We start from the raw sequence: 22,146 nt of genomic DNA, 5'->3' as shown, positions 1-22,146 counted from the left end.
GGACTAGACCAGCGGAGCCTGCGAAGGTATACAGAGGGATCACGCCACGAGGAGCCGGGAAGGCGGAGCATGAGCACCGACGTCAGCAGTGCGGAGAACGAGAACGGGGCGACCGTCCGTACCGCACGCGTGCCCAAGTACTACCGCCTGAAGAAGCACCTGCTCGACATGACCGAGACGCTGCCGCCCGGCACGCCCGTGCCGCCCGAGCGCACCCTGGCCTCCGAGTTCGACACCTCGCGCACCACCGTGCGCCAGGCGCTCCAGGAGCTGGTGGTCGAGGGGCGGCTGGAGCGCATCCAGGGCAAGGGCACGTTCGTCGCCAAGCCCAAGGTCTCCCAGGCACTGCAACTCACCTCGTACACCGAGGACATGCGCGCCCAGGGTCTCGAACCCACCTCGCAGCTGCTGGACATCGGGTACATCACGGCCGACGACACCCTCGCCGGACAGCTCGACATCACCGCCGGCGGCCGCGTACTGCGGATCGAGCGCCTCCGGATGGCCAACGGCGAGCCGATGGCCATCGAGACGACCCATCTGAGCGCCAAGCGCTTCCCGGCCCTGCGCAGGTCCCTGGTCAAGTACACCTCCCTCTACACCGCGCTCGCCGAGGTGTACGACGTCCGGCTCGCCGAGGCCGAGGAGACCATCGAGACCTCGCTGGCCACCCCGCGCGAGGCCGGTCTGCTGGGCACGGACGTGGGTCTGCCGATGCTGATGCTCTCCCGCCACTCGCTGGACATGGACGGACAGCCGGTGGAATGGGTGCGGTCCGTCTACCGGGGCGACCGCTACAAGTTCGTGGCCCGCCTCAAGCGCCCCCAGGACTGAGCCGGTCGGGTCCCTCCCGGGGCGAGCGGGGCGAGTAACAGGTGGTGCACGCGGTGTAGCGCGACCGCCGCGCCTGTTCTACGGTCCTTGCGTCGCCGCATGGACACGGGAGGCCCCGCTGTGCGTACCGCGAACGTCCGCACCGTCGTCGTCTCGAACACAGAACCTCCGCATCCGATATCCGGACAGGGGGTTCCGTGCGGCGGATCGCGTCCCTTACATTCCTGCGCGTCGACCAGGTGATCAGCGAGGGGACGGAACAGGGACATGTCAGAAACACCTGAAGTGTCACCACCCATGAGACCGGCGGTGACACCTGTCAGGGTGGTCATCGCCCTGTGTCTGATCGCCCCGTTCGTGGCGATGCTCTGGGTCGGCTCGTACGCCAAGACGGACCCGGCGTTCATCGGCATCCCCTTCTTCTACTGGTACCAGATGGCCTGGGTGCTCCTCTCCACGGCGCTGACCGCCACCGCGTACGTCCTGTGGCAGCGCGACCAGCGCGCCCGCAGGTCCGAGACGCAGGGGGCCGGGACGCAGGGGTCCGAGACACAGGGCGGGGGTGTCACGAAGTGAAGGACGGCGTGAACGGCGTGGCACTCGCCGTCTTCATCTTCTTCTTCCTGGCCGTCACGGTCATGGGCTTCCTCGCGGCACGCTGGCGCAAGGCCGAGAACGAGCACAGCCTCGACGAATGGGGCCTGGGCGGCCGGTCGTTCGGCACCTGGGTCACCTGGTTCCTGCTCGGCGGCGACCTCTACACGGCGTACACCTTCGTGGCCGTACCGGCGGCGATCTACGCGGCGGGCGCGGCCGGCTTCTTCGCGGTGCCGTACACGATCCTGGTCTACCCGCTGATCTTCACCTTCCTGCCCCGTCTGTGGTCGGTCTCCCACAAGCACGGCTATGTGACGACCTCGGACTTCGTCCGCGGCCGGTTCGGCTCCAAGGGCCTGTCGCTGGCGGTCGCCCTGACCGGCATCCTGGCGACGATGCCCTACATCGCCCTCCAACTGGTCGGCATCCAGGCCGTGCTGGACGTGATGGGCGTGGGCGGCGGTGAGGACACCAACTGGTTCATCAAGGACCTGCCGCTGCTGATCGCCTTCGGTGTCCTGGCGGCCTACACCTACTCCTCCGGCCTCCGGGCCCCCGCGCTGATCGCGTTCGTGAAGGACACCCTGATCTACATCGTCATCGCGGTGGCGATCATCTACATCCCGATCAAGCTCGGCGGTTTCGACGACATCTTCGCCAAGGCGGGCGAGGCGTACAGCCAGACCAACCCGGCGACGGACAAGCCGCGCGGCTCCCTCGTCCCCGGTGACGCCAACCAGTGGACGTACGCGACGCTGGCCCTCGGCTCGGCGCTGGCGCTCTTCATGTACCCGCACTCGATCACGGCGACGCTGTCGTCGAAGAGCCGCGAGGTCATCCGCCGCAACACCACGATCCTCCCGCTGTACTCCCTCATGCTGGGCCTGCTGGCGCTGCTGGGCTTCATGGCGATCGCGGCCGGGATCCAGGTGCAGAACGGCCAGTTGGCGATCCCTCAGCTGTTCGAGACGATGTTCCCGGACTGGTTCGCGGGCGTCGCCTTCGCGGCCATCGGCATCGGCGCGCTGGTGCCCGCGGCGATCATGTCCATCGCGGCGGCGAACCTCTTCACCCGCAACATCTACAAGGACTTCATCAGGCCTGACGCCACGCCCGCGCAGGAGACCAAGGTCTCCAAGCTGGTGTCCCTGCTGGTGAAGGTGGGCGCGCTGGCCTTCGTCCTCACCATGGACAAGACGGTCGCCATCAACTTCCAACTGCTGGGCGGCATCTGGATCCTCCAGACCTTCCCGGCCCTGGTAGGCGGCCTGTTCACCCGCTGGTGCCACCGCTGGGCGCTTCTCGCCGGCTGGGCGGTCGGCATGCTGTACGGGACGATCGCCGCGTACGGGGTGGCCTCGCCGACCCAGAAGCACTTCGGCGGCTCCTCCGCCGAGATCCCGGGCATCGGCGAGATCGGCTACATCGGCCTGACGGCCTTCGTCCTCAACGTCGTGGTCACCGTCGTCCTCACCGTCGTCCTGCGCGCCGCCAAGGCCCCCGACGGCATCGACGAGACCAGCCCCGAGGACTACACGGCCGACGCGGGCGACGCGGGCGTCCAGGTGGAACTGCCTCCGGCAACAGCGGGGACGAGCCACTAGGCTCCGCCTTTCGCCGCCGGGGTGTGTTGTCGGGTGCGGGTGGGTGGGGGCTGGTCGCACAGTTCCCCGCGCCACTGAAAAGCAGGGGCTGCGCCCCCTGCTTTTCGCCCCGAAAGGGCCGCGGGCCTCTTTCAGGGGCGCGGGGAACTACGCGAGAAGCCCCACCGAACCCGCACGTCCCCACCCACCCCCGCGCGGAGCGCGAAAAGAAGGGGGTCGAAGGGGCGCAGCCCCTGGGGATGGGACGGGTAGGGGCGGCGGGGGCGAAAAACACCCGGCTACGCTGAATCCGTGACCGCTCGCGCACCGATCGTCCTCGACAGCGACCCCGGTATAGACGACGCCGTAGCCCTCCAGTACCTCCTGGGAACCGGCCTGTGGGACCTCAAGGCGTACACATCCGTCGGCGGCAACCTCCCCGCCGAGGCGACGTACGCCAACGCCCGCGCCCTGTCCAGAGCCCTCCGCATGGACACCGACGTCCCGGTCCACCGGGGCGCCGGCCGCCCCCTCTCCCGCCTCCCCTACCGAGAGGCCTCCGCCTTCCACGGCCCGGCAGGCCTCGGCCACGAGACCCTCCCCGACTCGACCGCCCCGCACCTCACGGAGTCCTCCGCGCAGGCCCTGCTCCGGCTCTCCCGGGAACACGAGGGCGAGCTGACCGTTTGCGCCACCGGCCCCCTCACGAACGTGGCGATCGCCCTCCTGGAGGACCCCGGCTTCGCCCGCCGTGTCCGCAGGTTCGTGTTCATGGGCGGCGCCGCCCAGGTCCCGGGCAACTTCACGCCCGTCGCCGAGTTCAACATCTGGGCGGACCCGGACGCCGCCGAGGTGGTGCTCTCCTCGGGCATCCCGTTCACCATGGTCGACCTGGACGCCTCGCACCGCTGGCTGTTCCGCCCCGCCGACCTCGCCGCGCTGGAGGCCGCGGGCCCGGGTACGGCCCTCGCCGCCCGGCTGATGCGCACCTACATGGAGGCCTACACCCGCCACGGCGGCGACGGCACCTGTCCGCTGCACGATCCGCTGGCCGTGGGGGTCTGCGGCGACGAGGCGTTCGTCGAGGCGGCCGACGGGGCGGTCGTCGTGGAATGCGGAAGCGAACTCACGCGCGGGCAGACCGTGTTCGTCCCGTCCGCCGCCCGGCGCGTCTACTACTCCGAGTCCCCCGCCCTGACCGCCCGCCTCCGCGCCACCGGCCGGGTCGCCCTCGGCCCGGGCACCCGCGACTTCAGCAAGGACTTCGTGGCGACGCTGCCGCGGTGGCCAGCGGCGACCTGAGCCATCCCGACCCGCCCCAGCCCGACCCCTCCCGGTCCGGGCCCGGGTCCGGCCTCGGATCAGAACCCAGTCCGATCGTCACACGAACGACGCCCCCTGTGGAAAACCCGAGCCGCGCAGATCCCCCGCTCGTGCAAACTGCGACGCATGGACATCACGATCAGGCGGGCGCTCGCCGACGAGTACACCACCCTCGGCGAGATCACCGCACAGGCCTACCTCGGCGACGGACTGCTGGACTTCGGGGAGAGCGACGCGTACCTCGGTGAGCTGCGGGACGTGGCGAAGCGGGCCGCCGCGGCCGACGTCCTGGTGGCCCTCGCGGACGACCGGGTGCTCGGCGGTGTGACCTTCGTCCCGGCGGGCGGCCCCATGGCCGACATCGCCCGTCCGGGAGAGGCCGAGATACGGATGCTCGCGGTCGCCGCCGAAGCACGCGGGCGGGGTGTCGGCGAGGCCCTCGTGCGCGCCTGTGTGGAGCGCGCCCGGACCGTGGAGGGCTGCGCCCGCCTCGTGCTGTCGACCCAGCGGAGCATGCACGCGGCCCACCGCATCTACGAACGCCTGGGCTTCACCCGCACACCGGAGCGCGACTGGAACCCCCTTCCCGACCTCCTCGACCTCACTCTGATCACCTATGAGTTGACGCTCTGACACCCTGCGAAGTCGACAGCGACACAACATGTGGGGGTGACACCGCGACCCGGCACTAGATGTATGCTCATGCTCGCTGTCGCCGCAGGGGAATCCGGTGCGAATCCGGAACTGTCCCGCAACGGTGTACTCGCGTGTGTACGTCTCCATTCGCGCACGCATGTTCAGTCCGAACACCTGCCGACAGCGCGCCCGGCCGTCCGGTCCGGGTGCCTGACGTCCGGGCCTCGTGGAATGGGCCGGTGGACGCGACGCCCCCGTGCGCTCGTGTGCAGCCGCCTGCCCTCCGCAAGGCCCCTTGCCGAGCGAGGGAGAGCCCCACGTGACCATCGCGCCAGCCGACCCGGTTTCAGCCGACCTGGCTTCCGCCACTCCGGCGACGGAGACCGACGGTCCCGGTACCGCGTTGCTGCGGACCCTGACCGAGCTGACCGCCGACCTCCCCGACGCCGACCCCGGCCGGGTCGCCGCCGCCGCCCTGCGCGGCCGGTCGGCTCGGGCCGACGAGTCGGAGCTGCGCGAGCTGGCCACGGAGGCGGCCGCGGGCCTCATCTCCGAGGACCCCGCCTACTCGAAGCTGGCCGCCCGGCTGCTTGCCGTCGGCATCCGCGCCGAGGCCGCCTCGCAGGGCGTCACGACGTTCACCGAGTCCGTCGCGGTGGGCCACCGGGAGGGCCTGGTCGCCGACCGCACGGCGGAGTTCACGCGCGTGCACGCCGGGCGACTCGACGCCATGATCGACCGGGCGGGCGACGACCGCTTCGGCTACTTCGGCCTGCGCACGCTGCACAGCCGCTATCTGCTCCGGCACCCGATCACCCGCAAGGTCATCGAGACGCCCCAGCACTTCATGCTGCGGGTAGCCGCCGGCCTCGCCGAGAACGACACCCCGCGGGCCCTGGACGAGGTCGCCGCGCTCTACCGGCTGATGAGCCGCCTCGACTACCTCCCCTCGTCCCCCACGCTCTTCAACTCCGGTACCCGCCACCCCCAGATGTCGTCCTGCTACCTCCTCGACTCCCCGCTCGACGAGCTGGACTCCATCTACGACCGCTACCACCAGGTGGCCCGCCTCTCGAAGCACGCCGGCGGCATCGGTCTGTCGTACTCCCGCATCCGCTCGCGCGGTTCGCTGATCCGGGGCACCAACGGGCACTCCAACGGCATCGTGCCGTTCCTCAAGACGCTGGACGCCTCGGTCGCCGCCGTGAACCAGGGCGGCCGGCGCAAGGGCGCGGCCGCGGTCTACCTGGAAACCTGGCACTCCGACATCGAGGAGTTCCTGGAGCTGCGCGACAACACCGGTGAGGACGCCCGGCGTACGCACAACCTGAACCTGGCGCACTGGATCCCGGACGAGTTCATGCGCCGGGTGAACGCCGACGAGAAGTGGTCGCTGTTCTCCCCGGCCGATGTGCCCGAGCTGGTCGACCTGTGGGGCGAGGAGTTCGAGGCGGCCTACCGCAAGGCGGAGGCGGCCGGCCTGGCGCGGAAGACCATCCCGGCCCGTGATCTGTACGGCCGCATGATGCGCACCCTCGCGCAGACCGGCAACGGCTGGATGACCTTCAAGGACGCGGCCAACCGCACGGCCAACCAGACGGCCGAGCCGGGCCATGTCGTCCACTCCTCCAACCTCTGCACGGAGATCCTGGAGGTCACGGACGACGGGGAGACCGCCGTCTGCAACCTGGGCTCGGTGAACCTGGGCGCGTTCGTCGACCCGGCGACGGGCGACCTGGACTGGGAGCGGCTGGACGAGACCGTCCGCACCGCCGTCACCTTCCTCGACCGCGTCGTCGACATCAACTTCTACCCGACCGAGCAGGCGGGCCGCTCCAACGCCAGGTGGCGGCCGGTCGGCCTCGGCGCGATGGGTCTGCAGGACGTCTTCTTCCAGCTGCGCCTGCCGTTCGACTCCCCCGAGGCGAAGGCGCTGTCCACGCGGATCGCCGAGCGGATCATGCTCGCCGCGTACGAGGCCTCGGCCGACCTCGCCGAGCGCAACGGCCCGCTGCCGGCCTGGGAGAAGACCCGTACGGCCCGTGGTGTGCTGCACCCCGACCACTACGGCGTCGAGCCGACCTGGCCGGAGCGCTGGGCGTCCCTGCGCGAGCGCGTCGCGGCCACGGGCCTGCGGAACTCCCTGCTCCTCGCCATCGCGCCGACGGCCACCATCGCCTCGATCGCCGGTGTGTACGAGTGCATCGAGCCGCAGGTGTCCAACCTGTTCAAGCGCGAGACACTGTCCGGTGAGTTCCTCCAGGTCAACTCGTACCTGGTGGCCGAGTTGAAGAAGCTCGGTGTGTGGGACGCGCAGACCCGGGAGGCGCTGCGCGAGTCCAACGGCTCGGTCCAGGGCTTCACCTGGGTGCCGCAGGACGTCCGCGATCTGTACCGCACGGCCTGGGAGATCCCGCAGCGCGGTCTGATCGACATGGCCGCCGCCCGCACCCCGTATCTGGACCAGTCGCAGTCGCTGAACCTCTTCCTGGAGACGCCGACCATCGGCAAGCTCTCCTCGATGTACGCCTACGCCTGGAAGTCGGGCCTGAAGACCACGTACTACCTGCGCTCGCGCCCGGCGACCCGGATCGCCCGCGCCGCCCAGGGCCAGACCCAGGCGCAGCAGCCCGAGAAGACCATCCCCGTACAGCAGGCGGCCGACCCGGATGCCGTCGCCTGCTCCCTGGAAAACCCCGAGTCGTGCGAGGCCTGCCAGTAATTCCCACCCGCCACCCGACCACCACCTCTGGAGGACGGCGCTTCGCGCCGACTGTGATGACTGATCAGAACCTGCTCGACCCCGGCTTCGAGCTGACTCTCCGCCCCATGCGCTACCCGGACTTCTACGAGCGCTACCGGGACGCCATCAAGAACACCTGGACCGTCGAGGAGGTCGACCTCCACTCGGACGTCGCCGACCTGGCGAAGCTCTCCGAGGGCGAGCAGCACATGATCGGCCGGCTGGTCGCATTCTTCGCGACGGGCGACTCGATCGTGGCGAACAACCTCGTGCTGACCCTCTACAAGCACATCAACTCCCCCGAGGCACGGCTCTATCTGAGCCGCCAGCTCTTCGAGGAGGCCGTCCACGTCCAGTTCTATCTGACGCTGCTGGACACCTATCTCCCCGATCCGGAGGACCGGGCGGCGGCCTTCGCGGCGGTGGAGAGCATCCCCTCCATCCGCGAGAAGGCGGAGTTCTGCTTCAAGTGGATGGACTCGGTGGAGAAGCTGGACCGTCTGGAGACCCAGGCGGACCGCCGTCGCTTCCTGCTCAACCTGATCTGCTTCGCCGCCTGCATCGAGGGCCTGTTCTTCTACGGCGCCTTCGCGTACGTCTACTGGTTCCGCAGCCGGGGTCTGCTGCACGGCCTGGCGACGGGCACCAACTGGGTGTTCCGCGACGAGACGATGCACATGTCGTTCGCCTTCGAGGTGGTCGACACCGTCCGCAAGGAGGAGCCGGAGCTGTTCGACGAGCTGCTCCAGCAGCAGGTCACGGACATGCTCAAGGAGGCCGTCGAGGCCGAGCTGCAGTTCGGCCGCGATCTGTGCGGTGAGGGTCTGCCGGGCATGAACACCGAGTCGATGCGGCAGTACCTGGAGTGTGTGGCCGACCAGCGCCTCACCCGCCTCGGCTTCGCCCCGGTCTACGGCTCGGAGAACCCGTTCTCCTTCATGGAGCTGCAGGGCGTCCAGGAGCTGACCAACTTCTTCGAGCGGCGGCCGTCCGCGTACCAGGTCGCGGTGGAGGGCACCGTCGACCTGGACGAGGACTTCTGAGCCGCGCTACTTCAAGGTGACGGCGTCCCCGGCCGACGTGACCCTCGCGGTCGTCGTCGTGCCGGGGAAGTACCAGCGCCAGCTGCCGGCCGCCGTGACGGTCGCCTTGGCGCCGAGCTTCCCGGCGCTGCCCGTCTTCACCGTCCTGACGGTGGTGTAGCGGGCGGCGCCCTTCTTCTTGAACCGCAGCTGGACCGACTGCCCGGTGAACCCGCCGTACTTGCGGGTCTCCCAGTTGGCCCGGGTCAGCTTGCCTCCGACGGTGACCTTCGTGCCCTTGGCGACCTTCTCGGGCGCGATCACCGTGGTGAGGACCGAGGCGCGCTTGACCTTGTATCGGGCGATGTTGTCGGAAATCCAGTAGTCGCCGTCGTTCGCCTTGACCGTGGCGTTGACCTGCCAGACTCCGGCGACGCGGTTGGAGTCGATGTCGTCGCTGTCGGCGATCCAGCCCGGGTCGACCGTCATCGTTCCCGTGCAGACCGAGGTCGTCGAGCTCTGCTTCTTGCAGCTGGAGTCGCCGTCCCAGGTCGTGAAGCCGTAGCCGTTGGACCGGTTGAACGTGCTGAGATCTGTGATCTTCTTGGCACCCGAGTCGTCCTTGACGGTGACGGCGACCGGGTACCTGATGGTCTTCGACGTCCCGATGATGACGTTCTTGCCGCCGTTGACGACCGTCCTGGTGACGCGGACGTCCCCCTTGCCCTCGGCGTGGGCACCCGCCGCCGCCAGCAGCACCAGCGCCGCCGCCCCGCCCGCCACGGCCAGGGTCCGGCCGTGTGCGGGGCGCGTTCTGTGTCTCATGATCCTCCCCTTGGGTCGAGGAGAGGCTACACAGAGGGCCGATCACTGTCGTACAGGTATGCGATCAGACGGCGCGGGCGATGCGGTGCGAGGCCCGCCGCTCCTTCGTGGCCCTCTCGATCTGCCGGTCGACGCGCCAGTCGTGCACGACGCCGATGATCGCGGGCAGTACGACCAGGGCGAGCAGTCCGAGGACGGCCAGTGTTCCGATGAGTCCTTGCAGCTGTGTCGTATCCATGGACACCACTGTCGCGCCGAACACTCCTGACAAACAGTGGCAGGACTGCCGCACCCCCTCGAATTACTGCCACTTCCGAGGCACACTGGCAGCATGCTGAAAAACGTGGCCGCCATCCTCATGGAAGGCGTGCATCCCTTCGAACTGGGCGTCGTCTGCGAGGTCTTCGGACTCGACCGCAGCGACGAGGGCCTGCCGGTGTACGACTTCGCGGTCGCGTCGGCGGAGGGCCCGACCCTGCGGACGCACGCCGGGTTCACCGTCTCCACGTCCTACGGCCTGGACCGGCTCGAAGAGGCCGACCTGGTGGTCGTACCGGCGGGCGACAGCTTTGTGCACCGGATCTACCCGGCCGAGCTGCTGGACGCGCTGCGCCGGGCCGCCGACCGGGGCGCCCGGGTGCTGAGCGTCTGCTCGGGCGTGTTCGTGCTCGGCGCGGCCGGACTGCTGGACGGGCGGCCGTGCGCGGTGCACTGGCGGCACGCCGAGGAGCTGGCCCGGCAGTATCCGCGGGCGATGGTCGAGCCGGACGTGCTGTACGTGGACGCGGACCCGGTGATCACCTCGGCGGGTACGGCGGCCGGTATCGACGCCTGTCTGCACATCGTCCGCAAGGAGCAGGGCCCGGAGGTCGCCAACAAGATCGCCCGGCGGATGGTGGTCCCGCCGCACCGCGACGGCGGCCAGGCCCAGTACATCGAGCGCCCGCTGCCCCGTTCGCAGTGCGACACGGTCGGGGAGGTGCTCGTGTGGATGGAGCAGCACCTCGACGAGGAGGTCACCGTCGAGCAGCTCGCCGCCCGGGCGCACATGTCCCCGCGGACGTTCGCCCGCCGCTTCCAGCAGGAGACCGGGACCACGCCGTACCGCTGGATCCTGCGTCAACGGGTGCTGCTGGCCCAGCGGTTGCTGGAGGCGACGGACGAGACGGTGGACGCGATCGCCTGGCGCACCGGCTTCGGCACCGCCGCCGCCCTGCGCCATCAGTTCGTACGGTCGCTCGGCACGACCCCGCAGACCTACCGCCGGACTTTCCGTGGCCCGGAGGCGGCGGCCTGAGCACCGGGGCGGGGCCGCCCCCGGCCTCCGGCTCAGTCGTTGGCGACCACGGGGTAGCGGGGCTCGTTCTCCGCCATCTGCCGCAGCGCGTCCTTGCGGTCACGCTTGGAGAGCCGGTCGATGTACAGGTAGCCGTACAGGTGATCGGTCTCGTGCTGCAGGCAGCGCGCGAAGTAGCCGGTGCCGCGCACCTTGATCGGGTTGCCCTTCTCGTCCTGCCCGGTGACCTCGGCGTAGTCGGGGCGGGCGAGCGGCATGTACGCGGTCGGCACCGACAGACAGCCCTCGTTGCTGTCGTCCAACCGGCGTGCCTCGGCGGGCAGTTCGACCAGCTTGGGGTTGCAGATCACGCCGGTGTGCCGCTTGCCCTCGTCGTCCGGGCAGTCGTACACGAACACCTTCAGATCCACGCCGACCTGGTTCGCGGCGAGGCCCACGCCCTCCGCCGTGCGCTGGCTGGCGAACATGTCGTCCACCAGCTTCGCCAGCTCGTCGCCGAACTCGGTGACGTCCTTGCACTCCTTGTGCAGCACCGGGTTCCCGACCACGGTGATCGGCAGCGACGTGCCGCGCTCCCGGTACGCCTGCTCGCGCTCCTCGCAGTCCTCCGTGTCGACGACGAACCCCTCGTCGTCGACGGGGAGCACGCCCACGTGCTGCTGATCGGTGTCCTGCTGGGCCATGACAGACGTACGCCTTCCTAGAAAAACAGGGGGTTGTGATGCTGATACAGGGTACGGGGATCGCGCCGTTCAGGGGGGCGCCCCGTGAGGAGCGCCCCGTCAGGGGCGCGGGGAACTGCGCGAGCGACCACCACGAACCCGCGGCCGAGAACCAACCGCACGCCCCCTAGCAGACCTCTTCCAGATCCCGCCAGTCCCGGGAATCCGGACTGTCGGCCACCCACCCGTCCAGCAACCCCCGGACCAGCGAGGCCGGCGCGGCCACCCCGCACTCCCGCTCCGGCGCCCACAACTGCCCGTCCGTCACATGCCCCAGCGGCCCGGGATGCCCCGGCTCGCTGTGATCGTGCGGATCGAGATGCTCCCCGTCACCCTCGTCCGACGGCATCCGCGACTCCGAGCACAGCCGGCACAGCAACCGCACCGACGACGACCAGTCCTCCGCCGCGAACCCCGCGTCCGCCGCGAGCCGCTCCAGCGCGTCCCGGTCCGCCTCGGTCGCCGCCTCCAGCAGCACCACCCAGGTCGGCACGGGCGACGGCGCCCACAACTCGATCTCGTCGAACACCGGATACGCGTGCCCCACGGCCGTGGTCCGCTCGCCGTGCGGCACCCCGTCGTGCAGGACGACCTCGCCCCAGCGCCGCCCGGACGACGGCAGTGGGATGGACAGCACCTCGATCCGGGCGGGGTCGAGCCGCCGCCCCCACACGACCTCGGCCTCACCCTCCGGCGAGAGCCGCACGGCCGCGCTGCCGAGGTCCATGCCCACCGGTTCGCCGGTGTCCCCGGCACCTCCCGGCCTCGGCCGGGACGCGCCACCGGGCACCCGCAGCCCGTAGGCCTGCCAGGCCCGGCGGGCCAGCGGCCAGTCCTGGAGGGCGGTCGCGGCGATGCCCACGTTCCACCAGTCGGGCGCCCCGGTCTCCCGGTCGAGCAGCGCGACGGCCCGGAGACCCGCCGCCCGCGCCTGCTCCCAGTCGTGCCGGAACTTGTGCAGCAGCGCGAGATTGAACCAGGACTCGGACAGCCACGGCTCCAGGTCCGCGGCACGTGTCAACAGCGCGCCCGCGTCCTCGTACCGACCGTCGCCGATCAGCGTGAACGCACGATCGGTGGCCTGCCGCCAAGAGGCGGAGGGCCGATGCCGTCCCTTGCCGAAGATCCTCACGATTCCCGCCTGCCAGTTACGGTTCCCGCCTGCCAGTTCCGTCGGAGTGGGCTGGCCGTCGCCCCCGGTACACCCTCTCCCTCGCATCCAACCACGACCGGATGGAGGGCCGCTCATTACCCATGGGTTACCCCACCTCGGGCAGGGTCAGACAGTCTCTCGACAGTACCCTCGCGAGCGTTTCCACCACCTCCGGGTGATAGTCCCGGGCCGTCCCCAGCCGCAGTTCCTCCAGGGCCCTGAGCGGCCCCGACGGCCCTGCTTCCCGGGTCTTCTCCTCGTATGCGTTCACGGCCCGTACGATCCGCGCCCCCACCGGCTGTTCACAGTACGGATCCGCCTGCCGCTCCACCACCACGGCGACCTCGCCGTCCACGCCGGTCCGCCGTACGACCGCGCCGCCGAGCAAGGCGATCCGGCGCTGTTCGGCCGCCGGGAGCCCGGCCGTCGCACCACCCGGCACGGGGTCGACCAGGCTCAGCTGGCCGATGTCGTGCATCAGCGCCGCGTACTCCAGCACGGTCAGCTCCGGTTCGGCGAGGCCCATCTCCCGGCCCACCGCGCGGCTGAGCACGGCGACCCGCCGGGCGTGCCCGGCCGGGGTGTACCCGGCGATCTCCGTGGCCCGGGCGAGTGAGGCGATGGTCTGCCGGTAGGTGGCCCGCACCGCCGCGTACCGCCGGAACGACAGCTGGGCGAGCAGGAGGGGCAGGGAGAAGACCGGCAGGGCCCACAGTCCGACCACGCCGACCGCGAGCGCCATGACGACCCCGGTCGCGCACACCGCCGACCCGATGCCCGCCGGCGCCCGCAGTTCGTCCCTGAGCAGCGGGCCGAAGGGCCACCTGGTCCGCGCGTGTGCCATGGCCGCCGCCAGCACGGCGTCGCAGAGCGCGGTCACGACGAGCAGGGCGACGAGCAGCAGTACATAGGAGGGGCCGCTCCACTCCGGCGGCCTGCCCCGGTCGGACAGCGGCTGGAAGCAGAGGGCGGCGAAGGCGGCGGTGAGCACGCGCCGGGTGAGGTGATCGGCGGTGGACCCGTACCCCCTCGCCACATGCGGCACACAGCCCAGCAGCGCGGCCGCGACGACGACGGCGACGACCTGGAGCACCCCGTGCCCCGTCGGCCGCCCGGCGCTCTCCCCCAGCAGCGCGTACGCCAGCGCCCCGGCCGCCCCGAGCGGCGCGGCCTCCCGCCCCTGCGCCCCCCGCCACCGCGACAGCTCCCCCACCACCATGAGCACTCCGAACGCGAGTGCGATACCGGGTTCGTCGAGCCCGTACCAGAGCGTGTGGCCGAGGCCGAGAAGGGCCACGAGGAGGGCTGCACCGCGTGGGACGACCAGCAGAGTCACGGAACCCGCCCCCCGGCGGAGTCCGCCCGCCCGGCCGGGGCCTGACCACCATGGGGACGGACGGCACGCACCCGGCCCGCATCCACCCGTTCCTCCTCCACCCGGTCCTCGCCCGGCGGCACGTTTCCGCATGAGTCGGCGGTCACCGTCGGGTGCCAGCCGTGGCGGCCGAGGGCCCGCGCCAGCGCGCGCACCATCGCGGGATCGAACTGGGCGCCGGCGCAGCGGTCCAGCTCCGCCAGCGCGGCGGCGACGGGGCGGGCCCGGCGGTAGGAGCGGGTGGAGGTCATGGCGTCGAAGGCGTCCGCGACGGCCACGACCCGGGCGAACTCGGGGATCTGACCGCCGGCCAGCCCGTAGGGGTACCCGCTGCCGTCCAGCCGCTCATGGTGGTGCAGCACCGCCGCCCGGGCCTCCCCGAGGAAGGAGATCCCGCGCACGATCTCGTGGCCGTACTCGGGATGCAGCTCGATGACCCGCCGCTCCTGAGGCGTCAGCGGCCCGTCCTTGCGCAGCAGCCGGGTGGGCACCCCCAGCTTCCCCACGTCGTGCAGGATCCCGGCGAACCGCAGGACCTCGGCCCGTTCGTCGTCCATGCCCAGCTCACGCGCGATCAGCAGGGACGCCTGCCCGACCCGCTCGCTGTGTCCCCGTGTGTAGCCGTCCTTGATGTCGACGGCCTGGACGAGCGCCCGGATGGTGGCCCGGTGCGCGGCCCGCTCCCGGTGGTACTGCGCGAACACCCAGCAGGACACGTACATCGGCAGCAGGACGAGCAGCGCGGCGACGGGCCCGTACGGGCTGTGCCAGAGCACGGCCATCATCAGCCCGGCGAACCCGTGCACCATGACGGGCGCGAGCGACCGCGGGAGGAGCCCCTTCCAGGCGGTGCGCACGGGCGCCCGCTCGGCGAGCGCCCGGATGCCGCCGTCGAGCAGGGTGAGCACCACGCAGAACACCAGCGCCGCACCGGCGGCGGGCAACAGCGCGTACGGGAAGTCGTACCCGGCGCCCGCCTCCGCACCGCCGACCGCGCCCCGGCCCTCGACCGCGTCCCGGCCGCCGAGCATCCCGTACGCCCGCGACGCGGCCCACACCGTGAGCACGAGACGGGCCGCACGCCAGATCCGGCGCAGTGCGCGAGGCCGCTGCTCGACCCGGGAGAGCAGCGCCCCCGGCACGGCCACGAGCGCGGCGGCGGGCACCGGCAGCAGGAAGGCCCCGGCGAGCAGCACCGGGAAGAAGGTGCCCATGCCCGTGGGGGCCCGATGCCCCATGAACGGGCACCGGGTGATCTGCTCGCACCCGGCGTACAGCACGGCGAGCAGGGCCACCGCTCCCCATGGGACAGGGGCGTCCGGCAACGGAATGAGACAGGCCAGGGCACCGAGGGCGGCACAGGCGACGTACAGACGTGCCCCTGCCGGCACCGACCCCATGGCACGCCTCCCGAGTCCAGGCTCCGGAGCCTAGGACGGGCCGGAGCGGGCGGGGACGGCTACGGGTGAATCCATGGGGCCGCGACGGCTGGATTAACTCCTTCGAGTGAAGACACCCATGAAGACGCCCATAGGGACGGCGGCCGAGACGTCGGTGGGGACGGCAGTGAAGACGGCAGGAGGACACCGGTGAAGACCGGTCAGTGCGCCACGTCCGCCGCGAGCGCCTTGTTGAGCTGTTCCACGGTCGCCGGGGACTCGCGCTGGAAGGCCGCGATGTCGAGGCCGTCGTCGCCCATGACGGTCAGCAGGGTGCGCTCGCCGACGGCGACGACGATGACGTGTCCGGCGCCGCACCGGACGACGACCTCGCGGAGCGCGCCGACGCCGGACTGGTCGGCCATGCGGCGGCCGACGCCGAGGGTGGCGGCGGCGAGCGCGGCGACGGACTCGGGGTGGACCTTGTCGACGTCGGCGACGACGAGGAGACCGTCCACGGTGGACAGGACGCTCTCGGCGACGCCCATCACCCGGTCACGCAGCGAGACCAGGATGTCCGTCAGCGATTCGGTCGATGCGTGTGTGGTCATGGGCACGTGCTCCTTGGTCCAGGCTTCTGCGGTGGGTGTGCGGTCCGAGCGGCTCAGTCGGGCAGGTGCCGGTCGGACTCGGGGAGAGCCCGCAGACCGCGGCGGACGCGCCGCAGCATTTCGACGGAGGGTTGGTCGGCGAGCAGTTCCTCGGCCGACAGCAGGGACAGAGGTGGGAAGGGGGGCGGCACGGCCGGGGTGTCCGACGTGTCGTCCCCGGTGTTCGCGGGACCGCGTGCCGCGCCCCGCACGGGTAACGGCGGCAATCCCGAGGGGACTTCGCCTGGTTCGGCGCGTTCGCCGGGTCCGGCGGTCGCTCCGGGTCCGGTGCGCGACGGCCGTGGTGCGGCGGCGGCGCCGGTCGGGGTGGACGGTGACGGTCCGGCCGCCGTGTCCGTGTCACCGGGCGGTGGGCGTTCGGCCGCGCCTCCATGGGGCTCGGTGGACGGTGGTGGTGCCGTGTGCGTGGGGACGGGTACGGCGGGCGGTGCGGTCGCGTCGGGCGGGGCCGGGCGGTCGTCCGCGGCGGCTCCGGGGACCGAACGCCTGCGGAGACGGGCGGCCTTGCTGCGGATGCGGCGCTTGCGGGCCGGGTCTTTGTCGGGGCTCACTACCCGTCCTTCGCTCCGAGGTCTCCGGTGGGAGAGCCTCCACCGGGCCTGCGTCTGGGCAGGGGACCGGCTCTGGGTGGCGGTTCGTCGGCCGCCGCGTGCCCCTGCGGGGTGCGGGGCGCGGTGCTGGGCCGGCTCTCGGGTGCGGGCCTGGTCTCCCAGCGGACGGCCCGCCGCGATTCCAGCCGGACGAGGTCCAGCATCACCGCGTAGAGGCCGCGCCCGCGGGCGAAGGCGATGTCACGTGGAGTGCGGCGGCCGTTGGCGCTCTCCACCAGGTCGCGGTGGCGCCGGGTGAGCCGCCCGTCGGATTCCGGGGCGCCGCGGCCGACGACCCGTGCGGGCCGGGCGCGGGCCAGTTCGCCCGCGGGGCCCCACAGCCGGGTCAGCAGCGCCATACGGCGGGTGGTCTCCTCGGCCAGCGGTCGCGGTTCGACACCGGGCCGGGCGAGCAGGGTGGGCCGGCGTTCGGCCAGTTCCCAGCCGCCGGGCGGGCTGAGCGCCATCGCGAAGGCCCCGTCGAACACGGCGGCCGTGCAGACGACCTCCAGTTCGGCGGCGCCGATCAGACCGGTGGCCGACAGGTGCAGATCGAGCCGGTCGGCGTCGGGTTCTGCGGCGCAGGCCGCGAGCCACGCGTCGTCGTCGACGCGGCCCGAGGCCAGCAGCACGGACGTCGCGGTCGGCGCGCCCGGTGTCTCGATCGCGCCGATCAGTCCGCCCCGCAGGTGAATCGTGCCACCGGGGGAGCCGGAGACCCGCACGGTGCCGGTGAAGCCCTCCTGGTGGAGTGCCTGCAGAAGCGCGGGGACGTTGCGTGCCGAGGGAGTCTTCACGCCAGCACCTCGCGGGCCCGGTCGCCGAGGCTGCGCAGCGCCAGGGCCACGTTCGCCCGGTCGCGGTCGAGACCGGCCGCCAGCAGCAGCGGATCGCCGGCCGACCGGTCCACGGAGAGGAGCACCTGATGGCGTCTCCTGCTGGTCATGACCACGCTCTCCAACTCCCCCTCGGCCCCCGCCGCGCCGAGCCGCTCGGAGATGAGGGTGGCGAGATCGGAGCACTCCGCCCCCGTCCCCACCTGTGCGGCGTCGCCCGCCACGGCGTAGGTCAGGCCCGTGACCGCGTCGACGAGGGCTACGCCGGTGACGCCGGGAGAGTCGAGAAGCCGGTCCAGGCGGGCCTGGAGCGCAGGCTTCGTTTCCTCAAGTCCCCCCATTCGCCCTCCACGTTCACGCGCCGCACAGTACCTTGAACGCCAACTTCCGAAACACGCAGAAAAGTTGATGTTTGTGACCGGTGGGTCACTCGCGTTCGATCGTAGTTGGCCGGACAGTGACCGGTCAGCAGCACTGAGGAATTGGGGCAGCAATATGAACATCGAGACCGCGCTCAAGGAAGCCATGGCCCTCGACGGTGCGATCGGTGTCGCGCTGGTCGACTACGAGAGCGGGATGTCGCTGGGCGCCCTCGGCGGTGGGCAGGGCCTCGACCTGGAGCTCGCGGCGGCCGGGAACACCGAGGTGGTGCGCTCCAAGATGCGCACGCTGGCCTCGCTGGACATGAACGACGTGATCGAGGACATCCTGATCACGCTGGGCCGGCAGTACCACCTGATCCGCCCGCTGACCAGCAGCAAGGGATCGCTCTTCCTCTACCTGGCGCTGGACCGCTCGCGCAGCAACCTGGCGCTGGCCCGGCACGGCCTGAAGCGCATCGAGAACGGCCTGGAGGTCTGAGCCCGTTCCGCCGGCGCTCCGCGCGCGACCGCTGAGACACAGCCGGGACACGACTGGGCCCGTTACGGGGGCAGCCGTACAGCCGCCTCCGTAACGGGCCCAGTGATCAGTTCAGCTCTCCTGCGGTGTGACCGGCGAGGCCGTCACATCATGCTCGGGAACGGTCTGACCTGACCGGATCAGATCGATCCTGCCCATCACCTTGGCCCGCAGATCGGTGGGCACGTCGTCCTGCCCACAGCACCGCTTGACCAGCTTCTTGACGGCCTGTTCGAGCCCGTACTTCTCCAGACAGGGCGAGCACTCCTCGAAGTGGTGCTCGAACTTGGTGCAGTCCGAGTCCGGCATCTCCCGGTCGAGGAACTCGTAGAGATGATCGAGGATTTCGCTGCAATCCGTCTCGTGCGGCTCTCCGCAGCTCATGAGCCCGAGCCTTTCGCTTCGTTCGACTCTCCGGCGCCGGCCGGGACGAGCCCGCGGTCACGGGCGTAGTCCTCGAGCATGCCGCGCAGTTGACGGCGGCCCCGGTGCAGCCGGGACATCACCGTACCGATGGGTGTCCCCATGATGTCGGCGATCTCCTTGTACGCAAAGCCCTCGACATCGGCGAGATAGACGGCGATGCGGAACTCCTCGGGGATCGCCTGCAGCGCTTCCTTCACGTCCGAGTCGGGCAGGTGATCGAGCGCCTGCGACTCGGCGGAGCGCAGCCCGGTCGACATGTGCGACTCGGCGCGCGCCAGCTGCCAGTCCTCGATCTCCTCGGCCGCGGAGCGCTGGGGTTCGCGCTGCTTCTTGCGGTACGAGTTGATGAAGGTGTTCGTGAGGATGCGGTACAGCCAGGCCTTCAGGTTGGTGCCCTCACGGAACTGGTGGAACGAGGCGTACGCCTTCGCGTACGTCTCCTGCACCAGGTCCTCGGCGTCGGCCGGATTGCGCGTCATGCGCAGCGCGGCCGAGTACATCTGGTCGAGGAATTCCAGAGCGTCCCGCTCGAAACGGGCGCTGCGCTCCGCGGCGGTCTCGGTGCCCTCGGGCTGCTCCGCCTGGCCCCGTTCGGTCCCTGCGTCGGTCCCAGTGACCGGACCCACCTCCTCCAGCGTCTGTGCGATACCGAAACCGGTACCACCAGAATCGGAGGATAGACGACGATCCATGCCCGCCGCCGCCCGAACAGGGCCGCTCTTGGCCGCGTGCAGCACCGTCCAGTCCAGGTCAGCGCGGCTGCTGCGGCTCGGGCAATAGGTCGAACCCATGCGGCGGACTTCCTCTCCTACGGCGGTCAGCACGCTCTTTCGCGCTGTCTGATCCGCACAACCAAGGCCCGCCGCTCCGCATTCCCGGCCACCCGCCGGACCGGTCACCGAAGTGACGCGATCCACTCCACGACACCGTCCGTGAGCACCGTCAGCGCCTCCGTCTGCCCGAGCGGCGCCCGCTTCGGCACGGCGAACCCGTGATCGCCGTACGGCACCTCCACGAGCCCGTACGGGCCCTCCGGGAACTCCTCGGGCCTGCCGAACGGGTCGTTCCCGCCCTGGACGACGAGCGTGGGCACCCCGGCTCCCAGCAGCTCACCGGCCCGGGACTTCTCCGGCTTCCCCGGCGGATGCAGCGGAAAGCTCAGCGCCAGTACGGCCACCGCGCCCAGCTCCGTGGCCGTACGGCAGGCGACCCGGGCCCCGGCGCTGCGCCCGCCCGCGATCACCGGCAGCCCCGGCTTCGCCAGCGCGGGCCACAGCCCCCGCCACCCGGTGTCCAGCGTCTTCGGCGCGGGCGCGAGCTTCTTCCCGGCCACCCGCCACGGCTGCTCCACCAGGGCGACGGTCACCCCGTGCGCCGGGAGCACGGCGGCGAGGGCCCGCAGATCACGCGCCTCGATCCCGCCACCGGCACCGTGCCCGACGGCGAGGACGTATTCCGGCCGCGCGGCCTCGTGCCACGTGACCCGGGCCGTCCCCGCCTCGGTGTCGATCTCTTCCTTCGCCGCTGCCTCGATCTCGTTCACGTCAGAAGAGTGTGCCCTCCTCGGGCCCCTCCAGCTCCGTCAGCAGCTCCGGGCTGTTGTTGCGGACATTGCTGACGGCCGTGGAGACGGGGTAGGCGCGCATCAGCCCGGCCGGCGGCGGCTCCAGCAGCCCGCGCAGCTCGTCGAGGTCCGTACGGGCGGGATCGAGCCAGCTGTCCCAGCGGTCGGGGGTGAGCATCAGCGGCATCCGGGGATGGATCTCGGCCAGCGCGTGCGGCCCGTCCGCCGGGGCCACGGCCAGCGGGGTCGTCTCCGCCTCCGTCGTGATCACCGAGCAGGTCACCCACCAGGACCGCGGGTGGTCGTCCGGCAGCGTCCGGTCCCGCCAGAACTCGTACAGCCCCGCCATCGCGAAGACCGACCCGTCGGCCGGAAGCACGAAGTACGGCTGCTTGCGCGGGCGCTTCTTCTTCCCCTCGACCTCCAGATCCCGCTCCCCCTGCCCCGTGACCCACTCGAAGTAGCCGTCGGCGGGCAGGATGCAGCGCCGGGTGGCGAAGGCCCGGCGGAACGACGGCTTCTCGTGCACGGTCTCCGCGCGGGCGTTGATCATCCGGGCCGCGCCCTCGGGGCTCTTGGACCAGGAGGGGACCAGCCCCCACTTCAGCTTCCGCAGCTGGCGAACCGGCCGCTTGTCGTCGGCGTCCTTCACAGGGCGGTCGAGAACCGCGTAGACCTCTTTGGTGGGAGCCACGTTGTAATCCGGCTCCAGTGTCTCCTCCGGCTCCCATTTCTCGATCTCAAAGATTCCTGCGAGATCCTCGGGCCTACGACTCGACGCATACCGTCCGCACATAAGTGCCAGACTTCCATATCCGAAGCGAGCCGAGGGAGCCACCGCAGACCATGGAAAGCACCGCAGCCACCTCACTGGCGAGCCTGTGGGACGAAGTCTTCGGCACCCAGCCCGACCCGGACCTGTGGGTCGTCATAGCCACCGCGGTCGCCGCACTCGCCGCGATCGTCCCGCACGGCGTCTGGCGGCTCTCGCGCAACGCCATCACCATCGCGCACGAGGGCGGCCACGGACTGATCGCGCTGCTCACCGGCCGCACCCTGACCGGCATCCGGCTGCACTCCGACACCAGCGGCCTCACGGTCAGCCGCGGCAAGCCGACCGGTATCGGCATGATCCTCACGGCCGCCGCCGGCTACACCGCGCCCCCGCTGCTCGGCCTCGGGGGCGCCGCGCTCCTCGGCTCCGGCCGCATCACGCTTCTCCTGTGGCTGGCCACGATCCTGCTGGTCGCCATGCTGGTCATGATCCGCAACGCCTACGGCGCCCTGACGGTGATCCTCACCGGCGGCACCTTCGTCGTCGTCTCCTGGCTGGCGGGCCCCCAGGTCCAGGCCGCCTTCGCCTACGCGGTCGTCTGGTTCCTCCTCCTCGGGGGTGTACGCCCGGCCTTCGAACTCCAGGCCAAGCGCCGCCGCGGAGGCGCCGGCGACTCCGACGCCGACCAGCTCTCCCGTCTGACGCACCTTCCGGCGACGGTGTGGCTGGTGATGTTCCACGTGGTGTCGCTGTGCGCGCTGACCGGCGGCGGAAGGTGGCTGCTGGGGCTGTAGGGCCGACCTGCCGTCAGGGGCGCGGGCGCATGGACCGACGGCTCCGCCGCGTGGGCGCGCACCACCACGACGGCCCCGCGGCCGCCCACGGTGATCACGAG

Annotated in this window: 24 protein-coding genes and 1 riboswitch; of the genes, 10 read left to right on the top strand and 14 right to left on the bottom strand. The window is 71.0% G+C overall.

Annotated elements, in window-relative coordinates; genetic code table 11:
• The first annotated feature begins 69 nt into the window (after positions 1-69).
• The 7 genes from J8M51_RS18925 (at position 70) to J8M51_RS18895 (ending at position 8,759) form a co-directional block, all read left to right on the top strand.
• Positions 70-834, top strand: a complete 765-nt coding sequence (locus tag J8M51_RS18925) for a GntR family transcriptional regulator (protein ID WP_086763847.1) — start codon at positions 70-72, stop codon at positions 832-834.
• 267 nt (positions 835-1,101) lie between these two features.
• The gene (locus tag J8M51_RS18920) at positions 1,102-1,410 is read left to right on the top strand and encodes a DUF3311 domain-containing protein (RefSeq protein WP_086763845.1); all 309 of its coding nucleotides are present in this window, start codon (positions 1,102-1,104) and stop codon (positions 1,408-1,410) included.
• Entirely contained in the window at positions 1,407-3,035 is a 1,629-nt protein-coding gene (gene mctP / locus J8M51_RS18915; RefSeq protein ID WP_086763843.1) for a monocarboxylate uptake permease MctP, read from the top strand. Before J8M51_RS18920 ends, mctP begins: the two co-directional genes overlap by 4 nt.
• Positions 3,036-3,326: 291 nt before the next feature.
• Positions 3,327-4,316: a nucleoside hydrolase gene (locus J8M51_RS18910; RefSeq protein ID WP_267299322.1), complete on the top strand. Its 990-nt coding sequence runs from the start codon at positions 3,327-3,329 to the stop codon at positions 4,314-4,316.
• A gap of 147 nt (positions 4,317-4,463) precedes the next feature.
• Positions 4,464-4,970, top strand: coding sequence for a GNAT family N-acetyltransferase (locus tag J8M51_RS18905; RefSeq protein ID WP_086760742.1), 507 nt, complete (start codon positions 4,464-4,466; stop codon positions 4,968-4,970).
• Between the two features lie 63 nt (positions 4,971-5,033).
• Positions 5,034-5,169, top strand: a riboswitch (cobalamin riboswitch).
• A 123-nt stretch (positions 5,170-5,292) separates the two neighbouring features.
• Positions 5,293-7,695 (top strand): ribonucleoside-diphosphate reductase subunit alpha, encoded by a 2,403-nt coding sequence (locus J8M51_RS18900; protein ID WP_086760740.1) that lies wholly within the window; start codon positions 5,293-5,295, stop codon positions 7,693-7,695.
• A 56-nt stretch (positions 7,696-7,751) separates the two neighbouring features.
• On the top strand, positions 7,752-8,759 hold the full coding sequence (locus tag J8M51_RS18895; protein WP_086760738.1) for a ribonucleotide-diphosphate reductase subunit beta: 1,008 nt from the start codon (positions 7,752-7,754) through the stop codon (positions 8,757-8,759).
• A gap of 6 nt (positions 8,760-8,765) precedes the next feature.
• Here J8M51_RS18895 and J8M51_RS18890 read toward each other — a convergent pair whose 3' ends face one another.
• Both J8M51_RS18890 and J8M51_RS18885 read right to left on the bottom strand, forming a co-directional pair.
• Complete coding sequence (locus tag J8M51_RS18890) at positions 8,766-9,563, bottom strand: hypothetical protein (protein ID WP_179203346.1); 798 nt, start codon at positions 9,561-9,563, stop codon at positions 8,766-8,768.
• Positions 9,564-9,627: 64 nt separating this feature from the next.
• A complete protein-coding gene (locus tag J8M51_RS18885; RefSeq protein WP_179203345.1) occupies positions 9,628-9,801 on the bottom strand; it encodes a hypothetical protein in 174 nt (57 codons plus the stop codon).
• Positions 9,802-9,894: 93 nt separating this feature from the next.
• Between J8M51_RS18885 and J8M51_RS18880 the strand changes: the two genes are divergently transcribed.
• The gene (locus tag J8M51_RS18880) at positions 9,895-10,860 is read left to right on the top strand and encodes a GlxA family transcriptional regulator (protein WP_086760732.1); all 966 of its coding nucleotides are present in this window, start codon (positions 9,895-9,897) and stop codon (positions 10,858-10,860) included.
• Positions 10,861-10,892: 32 nt separating this feature from the next.
• Here the strand turns inward: J8M51_RS18880 and def are convergent, their stop codons facing one another.
• The 8 genes from def to J8M51_RS18840 all read right to left on the bottom strand — a co-directional run bounded on the left by def (position 10,893) and on the right by J8M51_RS18840 (position 17,885).
• Positions 10,893-11,543 (bottom strand): peptide deformylase, encoded by a 651-nt coding sequence (gene def, locus J8M51_RS18875; protein ID WP_059079162.1) that lies wholly within the window; start codon positions 11,541-11,543, stop codon positions 10,893-10,895.
• Positions 11,544-11,709: 166 nt separating this feature from the next.
• Entirely contained in the window at positions 11,710-12,714 is a 1,005-nt protein-coding gene (locus tag J8M51_RS18870) for a tetratricopeptide repeat protein (RefSeq protein ID WP_216589631.1), read from the bottom strand.
• Positions 12,715-12,841: 127 nt separating this feature from the next.
• Positions 12,842-14,071, bottom strand: coding sequence for an HD-GYP domain-containing protein (locus J8M51_RS18865; RefSeq protein ID WP_398856430.1), 1,230 nt, complete (start codon positions 14,069-14,071; stop codon positions 12,842-12,844).
• Complete coding sequence (locus J8M51_RS18860) at positions 14,068-15,510, bottom strand: HD-GYP domain-containing protein (protein ID WP_086762374.1); 1,443 nt, start codon at positions 15,508-15,510, stop codon at positions 14,068-14,070. The genes J8M51_RS18865 and J8M51_RS18860 overlap by 4 nt, the downstream gene beginning before the upstream one ends.
• Before the next feature lie 200 nt (positions 15,511-15,710).
• Complete coding sequence (locus J8M51_RS18855; protein ID WP_086762372.1) at positions 15,711-16,100, bottom strand: roadblock/LC7 domain-containing protein; 390 nt, start codon at positions 16,098-16,100, stop codon at positions 15,711-15,713.
• A 53-nt stretch (positions 16,101-16,153) separates the two neighbouring features.
• Complete coding sequence (locus J8M51_RS18850) at positions 16,154-16,711, bottom strand: hypothetical protein (protein ID WP_256966244.1); 558 nt, start codon at positions 16,709-16,711, stop codon at positions 16,154-16,156.
• The gene (locus tag J8M51_RS18845; protein WP_086762366.1) at positions 16,711-17,547 is read right to left on the bottom strand and encodes a hypothetical protein; all 837 of its coding nucleotides are present in this window, start codon (positions 17,545-17,547) and stop codon (positions 16,711-16,713) included. Before J8M51_RS18845 ends, J8M51_RS18850 begins: the two co-directional genes overlap by 1 nt.
• Positions 17,544-17,885, bottom strand: coding sequence for a hypothetical protein (locus tag J8M51_RS18840; protein ID WP_086762376.1), 342 nt, complete (start codon positions 17,883-17,885; stop codon positions 17,544-17,546). Before J8M51_RS18840 ends, J8M51_RS18845 begins: the two co-directional genes overlap by 4 nt.
• A 196-nt stretch (positions 17,886-18,081) precedes the next feature.
• Between J8M51_RS18840 and J8M51_RS18835 the strand changes: the two genes are divergently transcribed.
• Complete coding sequence (locus tag J8M51_RS18835) at positions 18,082-18,447, top strand: hypothetical protein (protein WP_086762364.1); 366 nt, start codon at positions 18,082-18,084, stop codon at positions 18,445-18,447.
• Between the two features lie 111 nt (positions 18,448-18,558).
• On the opposite strand, the gene rsrA is transcribed toward J8M51_RS18835, so the two are convergent.
• From rsrA to J8M51_RS18815, 4 genes are all read right to left on the bottom strand, one after another.
• The gene (gene rsrA / locus J8M51_RS18830) at positions 18,559-18,870 is read right to left on the bottom strand and encodes a mycothiol system anti-sigma-R factor (RefSeq protein ID WP_033525449.1); all 312 of its coding nucleotides are present in this window, start codon (positions 18,868-18,870) and stop codon (positions 18,559-18,561) included.
• Positions 18,867-19,538 (bottom strand): RNA polymerase sigma factor SigR, encoded by a 672-nt coding sequence (gene sigR, locus J8M51_RS18825; RefSeq protein ID WP_193242057.1) that lies wholly within the window; start codon positions 19,536-19,538, stop codon positions 18,867-18,869. Before sigR ends, rsrA begins: the two co-directional genes overlap by 4 nt.
• 269 nt (positions 19,539-19,807) lie before the next feature.
• A complete protein-coding gene (locus tag J8M51_RS18820) occupies positions 19,808-20,455 on the bottom strand; it encodes an alpha/beta hydrolase family protein (protein WP_086762360.1) in 648 nt (215 codons plus the stop codon).
• 1 nt (position 20,456) lies between these two features.
• Positions 20,457-21,272 carry an SOS response-associated peptidase gene (locus J8M51_RS18815; RefSeq protein WP_086762358.1) on the bottom strand — a complete coding sequence of 272 codons (816 nt, stop codon included), beginning with the start codon at positions 21,270-21,272 and terminating at the stop codon, positions 20,457-20,459.
• 50 nt (positions 21,273-21,322) lie between these two features.
• Here J8M51_RS18815 and J8M51_RS18810 point away from each other — a divergent pair, with 50 nt between their 5' ends.
• The gene (locus tag J8M51_RS18810) at positions 21,323-22,045 is read left to right on the top strand and encodes a M50 family metallopeptidase (protein WP_086762356.1); all 723 of its coding nucleotides are present in this window, start codon (positions 21,323-21,325) and stop codon (positions 22,043-22,045) included.
• Positions 22,046-22,146 lie beyond the last annotated feature (101 nt).

Source organism: Streptomyces griseiscabiei (genome assembly GCF_020010925.1).
GTDB lineage: Bacteria > Actinomycetota > Actinomycetes > Streptomycetales > Streptomycetaceae > Streptomyces > Streptomyces griseiscabiei.
This window is presented reverse-complemented; position numbering and strand designations above follow the sequence as displayed.